This window comes from Mesorhizobium sp. M7A.F.Ca.CA.002.15.2.1, assembly GCF_003998715.1.
GTDB lineage: Bacteria > Pseudomonadota > Alphaproteobacteria > Rhizobiales > Rhizobiaceae > Mesorhizobium > Mesorhizobium ciceri.
The window spans coordinates 1-8071 of sequence record NZ_RZPI01000213.1; the positions used below are offsets into that span (position 1 = coordinate 1).

Consider the following 8071-nt stretch of genomic DNA (forward strand, 5'->3'; position numbering starts at 1 on the left):
GACGTCGGCAAGCGCGAAGCCATCGCTATCGGGGACAGCAGCGAGCCCCGGTGTCAGGGACGCGTGAAGCCTGACGTTGGTAAGCCGGTATGAACCAGTGTTGGGAATCAAGGCCTAGCGCTCCTGCTTCAGCGCGCTTTCATGCCAGCGCCGCAAGATGAGATGCGATATCAGCGACAGCACGAGGAAGATCAAAATGCCGGTCAGCGAGATCAGGAACAGCGCCGCGAACAGCCGCGGCGCGTTGAGCCGGTAGCCGGCCTCGATGATGCGCGAGGCAAGGCCGGACGACTGGCCGGTGGTACCGGCAACGAACTCGGCCACCACGGCGCCGATCAGCGACAGGCCGCCGGCGATCTTCAACCCGCCGAGGAAATAGGGCATCGCCGCCGGCAGCCTGAGATAGCGCAATTGCTGCCAGCGCGTCGCGCCGTTGAGCTTGAACATATCGCGCAGATTGCGGTCGACGGAGTTGAGGCCAAGCGTGGTGTTGGACAGGATCGGAAAGAAGGCGACGATCCAGGCGCACAGCAGAAGCTTGGTCGTCTGGTCGTTCACATAGATGTTGATCAGCGGAAAGATCGCCACGATCGGCGTCACCTGCAGCACGATGGCGAAGGGGAAGAACGACATCTCGACCCATTTCGACTGCGCGAACAGCACCGCCAGCCCGACCCCGCCTATGACCGCCAGAGCCAAGCTGAGAAAGGTGATGCGCAAGGTGACCAGCAGCGAGGAAAACAGCAGGCCGGCATCGTTGTAGAGCGTCCACAGCACCACGCCGGGACGCGGCAGGATGTATTGCGGGATCTCGTTCCACACGCAGATGCGATCCCACAGCCAGATCGCCAGGATCATGATCGCCAGCGGCAGCACCCAGCGGCCGATCCGTTCGAACCGCGCCTGGCGCACGCGGCGTGCTTCCTCGGGGTCGAGTTCGAGCACGCGCTCGTCAATGGCCGTCATAATGCGCGCCTGCTGTTGAGTTGATGGCCTTGACCAGCACGTCGGAAGCCTGACGGCACAGTGCCGCATAGTCTGGCGAGGTGCGAAACGCCTCGTCGCGCGGATAGGAGGCCTCGATGGCGAGTTCGTCGAACACCCTGCCCGGCCGCGCCGCCATGACGACGACGCGGTTGGACAGGAACACGCTTTCGAAGACACTGTGGGTGACGAAGACGACGGTGAACCGTTCGTCCTGCCACAGTTCCAGGAGATCGTTGTTGAGCTTGAAGCGGGTGATCTCGTCGAGTGCCGCGAACGGTTCGTCCATCAGCAGCACGCGCGGTTTGGTCACCATGGCGCGCGCTATGGATACGCGCATCTTCATGCCGCCTGACAGTTCGCGCGGCACCGCGTTTTCGAAGCCGGTCAGGTGAACCCGCGCCAACATCTCCGTTACCGCCGGTGTCGCCTTGGCGTGCGAAATGCCTTTCAGCCGAAGCGGTAGCCAGACATTGTCGAAAACATTGGCCCAAGGCAGCAGCGTCGGCTCCTGGAAGACGAAGCCGATGTTCGAGCGGTCGAGCGAGCCGCCACCGCGCCAATCGAGCACGCCGGAAGTTGGCGTCGACAGGCCGGCGATCAGCCGCAGCGCCGTCGACTTGCCGCAACCCGACGGCCCGAGCAGGCTGACGAAATCGCCTTCCCGGATGGTCAGGTCGACGTCGCTGAGCGCCGTCACGCCGTTGGAGAACACCTTGCCGACGCCCTTCAGCGCCAGGAGCGTCGGGGCCGCACCCGACGCAGCCGGCGCTTGCGCCACTTTTTCCCTTATCATTCCGGGGCGGCCTATTTCTTCAGCTCGAGCCCGACGCCTTTGTTGATGAAGGTCAGCGTGTAGGCCTTCTTGATGTCGATGCCGGCTGGCGTGACCTTAGCCTTTACCATCTTGTCGTAGAAACTCTTGATCCGCGCGTCGGTCATGGCGCCGATGCCGAGCTTTTCGGTGTCGCCGGAATCGGCCAGGCCGAACTTCTTCATCTGCTCGATCGAGAACGCGATCTGCTCGTCGCTCATGTCGGGATTGTCTTTCTTGATCATGTCGTTGGCGGCTTTGTTGTCGCCGTAGAGATATTTGTACCAGCCCTTGGCCGAGCCATCGACGAAGCACTGGACCACCTCCGGCTTCTTGTCGATCGTGTCCTGCATCACTTCGATCGTCGTCGAATATGTGTCCCAGCCATAGTCGGCGAGCAGGAACTGGTTCGGCACGAAGCCGCCTTCCTTCTGGACCGCGAACGGCTCTGAGGTGACGTAGCCCTGCTGGATCGACTTCTTGTTGGCGAGGAAGGGAGCGGTGTTGTAGGTGTAGGGCGCGCGTTTGGAGGCGTCGAAGCCGAGTTCGATGACCATCCACTGGAAGAAGGTCTGCACGCCCTCGTCGCCCAATATGTACTGGTCGGCGTTCTTCAGGTCCTCCCATTTGTCGAGCCCCTCGCCGGGGTGGGACATGATGACCTGCGGGTCCTTCTGGAAATCCGCCGCCACCACGCGCATCGGTATGCCTTGCTGGACCGCATCGAAGGCCGACAGCAGATTGCCGCCCATGTAGAAATCGATCTTGCCGGCCAGCAGCATCGGCCGGCCGCTGACTTGCGGACCGCCCTGCATGATGGTGACGTCGAGGCCGCAGGCGGCGTAGGTGCCGTCCGCCACGGACTGGTAATATCCGCCATGTTCCGGCTCGGCCAACCAGTTGGTGCCGAAGGTGACTTTCTCATTCGCAGCCGCACCCAGCGTGCTGGCTGCAAGCAGGGCCACAACCGCCACCGAGATCTTCTGTTTTCCGTACATCGACACCACCCTCTGTTTGCTCCGGCGCGCCACGCGCCAGGCTCGACACCAAAGATTCAAGAAGCAAGACACATGCCACCGGCGTCTGGCGCCGGGACCGCCCGCTTGAAAGACGTTGCCATGCCAAGCGCGAACGGGTCATGCTGTACGGAAGGCATCGTGCCTATTTTTTGAACGGCTGTCCACAATCGCCCGGGCAACATGCACCGCCATCTTGAAGGTGTAATGAGTCCGGCTTTAGGTGGCGGCATCCAGGAGATTGCCATGTTCAAATTCCTCACCCCGAAGTCCATCAAGCCGCCCTTTGCCCGCTACAGTCACGGCGTCGAGGTGCCGGCCGGCAAGCGGCTTGTGCTGTGCTCGGGCCAGGTCGCCATCACCGCCGACGACCTGATTCCCGAAGACGCCGGAGCGCAGGCCGAACTCTGCTTTCAAAACATCGCGGCGATTCTCGGCGAAGCCGGCCTGGGTCTCAGGGATATCGTGCGCATCAACGCCTATGTCACCGACCGCGCGCATCTGCGGCCCTATATGGACGTCCGCGACCGGCTGTTTTCGAGCCCCGCGCCAGCGTCGACATTGATGATTGTTTCCGGCTTTGCCCGGCCCGAATTCAAGGTCGAAATCGAGGCCATCGCGGCGGGGTGATCGACAGGCCGCCCGTCCCGCGCTAGGTCTGCCTGACCATTGAAGAGGCATGACATGACCGTACCCAAAAGACGCGTGTGGTGGGGCGACTACCGGACCACCGAATACGCCTCGATCGATCCCGAGGCGACCATCGCCGTGCTGCCAGTGGCGGCGATCGAGCAGCATGGGCCGCATCTGCCTGTTTCGACCGACACGTCGATCATGAACGGCATGCTCGACACGGTCATTTCGCGCCTGCCCGACGATCTCGACATCCGCATCCTGCCGGTGCAGGCCGTGGGCAAATCCAACGAACACCTGCATGCGCCGGGCACCCTCACTCTGCCGGCAACCACGCTGATCGAAGCCTGGACCGAGCTTGGCCTGTCGATCGCGCGCGCCGGTGTGCGCAAGCTGATCGTGGTCAATTCGCATGGCGGCAACGAGGAGATCATGGGCATCGTCACGCGCGAATTGCGCGTGCGCGAAAAGATGCTGGCGGTGAAGACCAGCTGGCAGCGTTTTGGCCGTCCGGCCGGCATGTATACCGAACTGGAGGACCGTCACGGCATCCATGGCGGCGATGTCGAGACCTCGCTGATGCTCGTGGACATGGGCAAATCAGACAATTTCGTTTCCAATGTCGCCAAGGCCGAAAAGGAATTTTCGCTGCTGCGCCACACCGGCACCCACGCCTTCGCCTGGATCGCCAGCGATCTCAACCCGAACGGCGTCGTCGGCGACGCCAGCATCGCGACGGCGGAGAAGGGCCGGCTGACGGCAGAATATCAGGCCGACGGCTTCATCAGCCTGCTGCAAGATGTGCGCAAGGCGAAGCTCGCGGAGTGGTTGACGTAGCCTCCAAACCAGTGGCAAGCGCTGTCATCGCTATTCCAGATCCTCTTGAACAAACGAGGCGATGGAGGAGGCGGATCAGACGAACAACGATATGGGGGCAAAGCTAGCTGTCGATCCTCAGCGCAAAGGGCGTGCCTTCAAAGGCGTCCGCGCCGCGCCCGATCGATTCGATCGCCTCGACCATGCGGCCGTTGCGCTCAAGCAACGCATCGGCCACGGCGATCAGTCGCGGATTGGGCGTTGCCGAAGGCGACAGCGCCCGCAGCGTCCGCGCCAATTCGGCCTCGTCACGCTTCGGCGCCAGTGCTGCCGCGATGATATAGGCCGAAGCCGTCGAGCGGCTGATGCCGGCATAGCAATGCACGAGCATCGGCCTTGCCCGGTCCCACCGGCGCGCGAAATCGAGCAGATTGCGGACATGGTCTTCGCCCGGCATGGTCATGCCGTCCTGCGCCACCGCGATGTCGTGCATGACCAGATGCAGGTGGTTTTCCCTCGAGATCGAGGCCGGCCGCACCACCTCCGTTCCGGCGGCGAGCAGCGAAAGCATGCGGTCGGCGCCGGTCCTGGCCACCGTTTCCTCGATCTTTGCAAGCGAGCAGACATGGATCATCGTTTTGAACCCTTCGATTGATGCTTGCGCCGCGACGCCCACTCGGCAAGTGCGGATTCGAGCCGCTGCCATTCCTCCTCACTGCCCGGCAGGCCGGCGCGCAGAACGTCAGGCCGGTCGGCAAAATGGCGAAGCAGGATGCCGCGCTCGCCGAGCGCTGCAAACAAATCGGCGGCATTGGTCAGACTGAGGAAACGATACAGTGTGGTTCCGCCCGCAACAGGAACGCCGAAGCGGCTGAAAAGCGCATCGAGACGCGCCGATTCACCGGCCAACGACGCCCGCATCACGTCCTGCCACCCGATGTCGGCAAGCGCGCGGATGCCATATTCCAGCGCCGGGCCGGCGACGGCCCATGGTCCGAACTGCGTATCCAGCCGGTCGACCGTCGCAGTATCGGAAAGTGCAAAGCCGAGCCGCAGCCCGGCCAGGCCAAAGAACTTGCCGAACGAGCGCAGCACGACGAGGCCGCCCCGACCGACATCGCCCGCGACGCTGTGCTGACGCGGGCCGACATCCATGAACGCCTCGTCGACGACCAGCAGTCCGCCCTTGGCGCGCAATCCGGCGGCCAGAGCCAGCAACCGGTCGCGCTCTATGACACGTCCATCCGGATTGTTCGGATTGACGATGATGACGAGGTCGGCGTCCGCCAACGCTTCGAAATTATCGACCTCCGCCACCTGGTGCCCGGCGATCGCGGCAGCGCGGGCATGTTCGGCGTAGGTCGGACCCAGCACCAACGCCTTGCCGGGCGAAATGAGCGACGCAACGCGCGGCAACAGGATCTGCGTGCCCGGCGCCGCCACGACGTTGGCTGGCGACGGCGCGCCGTAAGTACTGGCCGCGATCTCTGTCAGGTCGCGTGTGCGCGCGGCTTCCGGCAACCGCGACAGCGAGGTGGCGGGCAGGTCGAAAAGCGGGTAGGAGTGCGGATTGATACCGGTCGAGAGGTCGACGAAAGGCAGCAGGGCGTTGGGGAAAAGCACCCTCGCGCGGCCAAGACTTCCACCATGGTCCACAACCGCCCCATTAAGAAGCTTCATGTCAGTCCTGATCGCTTTCCTGTCATTGGTCGTCGAATTCGCCCTCGGTTACCCCGACTGGCTGTTTCGCGCCATCGGCCATCCGGTGACGTGGTTCGGCAGGCTGATATCCTTTCTCGACCGCAGGCTCAACCGCGCCACTGATCCCGACGCGCTGCGTCGCAAGCGCGGTGTCCAGGCGCTGCTGGTCATCGTGCTGGTGCCGGCGATAATTGGCCTGGGCGTGCAGATCCTGTTCTGGTTCGTTCCCATGGGCCTCGTCATCACGGCCCTTCTGGCAACGTCGCTTCTGTCGCAGAAGAGCCTCTATGAGCATGTCGAGGCGGTGGCTGACGCCCTCGACACCGGCGGCATCGCCTTGGCCCGCCTTGCCGTTTCGCGGATCGTCGGTCGCGACCCTGAAACGCTCGACCGGGCCGGTGTCTGCCGCGCGGCGATCGAGAGCCTGGCCGAGAATTTTTCCGACGGCATCGTCGCCCCTGCCTTCTGGACCGGCGTCGGCGGCCTGGCCGGCGGCGCCGCCTACAAGGCCGCCAACACCGCCGATTCGATGATCGGCCACCGCACCCCGCGCCACGAGGCGTTCGGCTGGGCGGCGGCGCGCTTTGACGATTGGATCAACCTGCCGGCGTCGCGGCTGACGGCGCTTCTGATCGTGCTGGCGGCGTTCTTCGTCAAAGGCGCTGATGCGAAAAAAGCCTGGCATGCGGTGCGGCGCGACGCGAAAAAACACCGCTCGCCCAATGCCGGCTGGCCGGAAGCGGCGATGGCCGGTGCGCTCGGCCTGGCGCTCGCCGGCCCGCGCTTCTATGGCGGCGTGCTGGTCGACGACGTCTTCATGGGCGAAGGTGGGCGGCGTGAAGCCGACAGCCTCGACATCAGGCAGGCGCTGAAACTCTATCGCGTCGCCGACTATCTGCTGATCGCTCTGTTCGGGTTGGTTTCGGTCGTTGTCATCGTTGTGACCTAACCTCACCCTCCCCCGTCTGGGGAGGTTGAGGAACACTCAGAACTCGATCCCCTGCTGCGCTTTCACGCCGGCGGAAAAATGATGCTTGGTCACGCTCATTTCGGTGACGAGGTCTGCGGCCTCGACCAGCGCCGGCTTGGCGTTGCGGCCGGTGACAACGACATGCAGGCCCTCGCGCCGCGCTTTTAGCGCGCCAACCACTCTGTCGAGATCGAGATAGTCGTAGCGCAGCGCAATGTTCAATTCGTCGAGCACCAGCAGGCTGATCGACGGATCGGCCATCAGTTCGAGCACCTTGGCCCAGGCGGCTTCGGCGGCAGCGATGTCGCGCTTCAGATCCTGGGTTTCCCAGGTGAACCCCTCGCCCATCGCGTGCCACACGACACGGTCGCCGAAGGCGGCGAAGGCGTCTTTCTCGCCGGTGTGCCACTTGCCCTTGATGAACTGGACGACACCGACGCGCTTGCCGTAGCCGAGCATCCGCAGCGCCAGCCCGAAGGCGGCCGTGGTCTTGCCTTTGCCCGGGCCGGTGTTGACGATGAGCAATCCCTTCTCGACCGTCTTGCTCGCCACCTCGGCATCCTGCACCGCCTTGCGCTTGGCCATCTTGGCGCGGTGGCGCTCTTCGTCCTTATCGTCGATATCGGTCATATCATTTCACCTTGAGCGGCAGCCCCGCCACCATCAGCAGCACCGTATCGGCAATCGCCGCGACCTGCTGGTTGAGCCGGCCGGCGGCATCGCGAAAGCGGCGCGCCAGTGCATTGTCCGGCACGATGCCTTGTCCGACTTCATTGGACACCAAGAACCAGGGTCCGCGCGGCCGCGACAGCACCTCCGCCAATCGCCGGCATTCCAGCTCGAAATCGTGTTCGGCCAGCATATGGTTGGTCAGCCACAGCGTCAGGCAGTCGACAAGCACCGGCCGATCGTCCGGCAAGGCGGCAAGCGCGCCGGCGAGATCGAGCGGTGCGTCGATGGTCGTCCAGCCTTCGCCGCGCCGCGACCGGTGCAACGCGATGCGCTCACGCATCTCGTCATCATAGGCTTGCGCCGTGGCGATATAGGTCCAGGGCGGCGGCAAGGCGGTTGCCAAAATTTCGGCGTGCGCGCTCTTGCCGGGGCGCGCACCGCCGATGAGAAAGGGCAGTGTCTTTC

The 8071-nt window shown here is 63.8% G+C and carries 10 protein-coding genes; 3 read left to right on the forward strand and 7 right to left on the reverse strand.

Annotation, left to right across the window (positions count from 1 at the left end; genetic code table 11):
• Window positions 1-114: 114 nt before the first annotated feature.
• The 3 genes from ENZ74_RS14175 to ENZ74_RS14185 are packed head-to-tail and all read right to left on the reverse strand — an operon-like array spanning window position 115 to window position 2796.
• On the reverse strand, window positions 115-966 hold the full coding sequence (locus ENZ74_RS14175) for an ABC transporter permease (RefSeq protein WP_063168223.1): 852 nt from the start codon (window positions 964-966) through the stop codon (window positions 115-117).
• On the reverse strand, window positions 953-1780 hold the full coding sequence (locus ENZ74_RS14180) for an ABC transporter ATP-binding protein (RefSeq protein ID WP_063168224.1): 828 nt from the start codon (window positions 1778-1780) through the stop codon (window positions 953-955). Before ENZ74_RS14180 ends, ENZ74_RS14175 begins: the two co-directional genes overlap by 14 nt.
• An 11-nt stretch (window positions 1781-1791) precedes the next feature.
• Entirely contained in the window at window positions 1792-2796 is a 1005-nt protein-coding gene (locus ENZ74_RS14185; RefSeq protein ID WP_013531126.1) for an ABC transporter substrate-binding protein, read from the reverse strand.
• Window positions 2797-3060: 264 nt separating this feature from the next.
• On the opposite strand from ENZ74_RS14185, the gene ENZ74_RS14190 reads away from it, so the two are divergent.
• Both ENZ74_RS14190 and ENZ74_RS14195 read left to right on the forward strand, forming a co-directional pair.
• A complete protein-coding gene (locus tag ENZ74_RS14190) occupies window positions 3061-3444 on the forward strand; it encodes a RidA family protein (RefSeq protein ID WP_024501344.1) in 384 nt (127 codons plus the stop codon).
• 54 nt (window positions 3445-3498) lie between these two features.
• Window positions 3499-4284 (forward strand): creatininase family protein, encoded by a 786-nt coding sequence (locus ENZ74_RS14195; RefSeq protein WP_127312820.1) that lies wholly within the window; start codon window positions 3499-3501, stop codon window positions 4282-4284.
• Between the two features lie 103 nt (window positions 4285-4387).
• Here ENZ74_RS14195 and ENZ74_RS14200 read toward each other — a convergent pair whose 3' ends face one another.
• Together ENZ74_RS14200 and cobD are read right to left on the reverse strand one after the other, a co-directional pair.
• The gene (locus ENZ74_RS14200; protein ID WP_063168226.1) at window positions 4388-4897 is read right to left on the reverse strand and encodes a tyrosine phosphatase family protein; all 510 of its coding nucleotides are present in this window, start codon (window positions 4895-4897) and stop codon (window positions 4388-4390) included.
• Window positions 4894-5943, reverse strand: coding sequence for a threonine-phosphate decarboxylase CobD (gene cobD / locus ENZ74_RS14205; RefSeq protein WP_082826475.1), 1050 nt, complete (start codon window positions 5941-5943; stop codon window positions 4894-4896). Before cobD ends, ENZ74_RS14200 begins: the two co-directional genes overlap by 4 nt.
• Between cobD and cbiB the strand changes: the two genes are divergently transcribed.
• On the forward strand, window positions 5942-6913 hold the full coding sequence (gene cbiB / locus ENZ74_RS14210) for an adenosylcobinamide-phosphate synthase CbiB (RefSeq protein ID WP_063168227.1): 972 nt from the start codon (window positions 5942-5944) through the stop codon (window positions 6911-6913). The two genes, cobD and cbiB, sit on opposite strands and share 2 nt — an antisense overlap.
• A 36-nt stretch (window positions 6914-6949) precedes the next feature.
• Here the strand turns inward: cbiB and cobO are convergent, their stop codons facing one another.
• Entirely contained in the window at window positions 6950-7564 is a 615-nt protein-coding gene (gene cobO / locus ENZ74_RS14215; protein ID WP_063168228.1) for a cob(I)yrinic acid a,c-diamide adenosyltransferase, read from the reverse strand.
• Window position 7565: 1 nt separating this feature from the next.
• Window positions 7566-8063, reverse strand: coding sequence for a bifunctional adenosylcobinamide kinase/adenosylcobinamide-phosphate guanylyltransferase (cobU, locus tag ENZ74_RS14220; RefSeq protein WP_127312822.1), 498 nt, complete (start codon window positions 8061-8063; stop codon window positions 7566-7568).
• Window positions 8064-8071 lie beyond the last annotated feature (8 nt).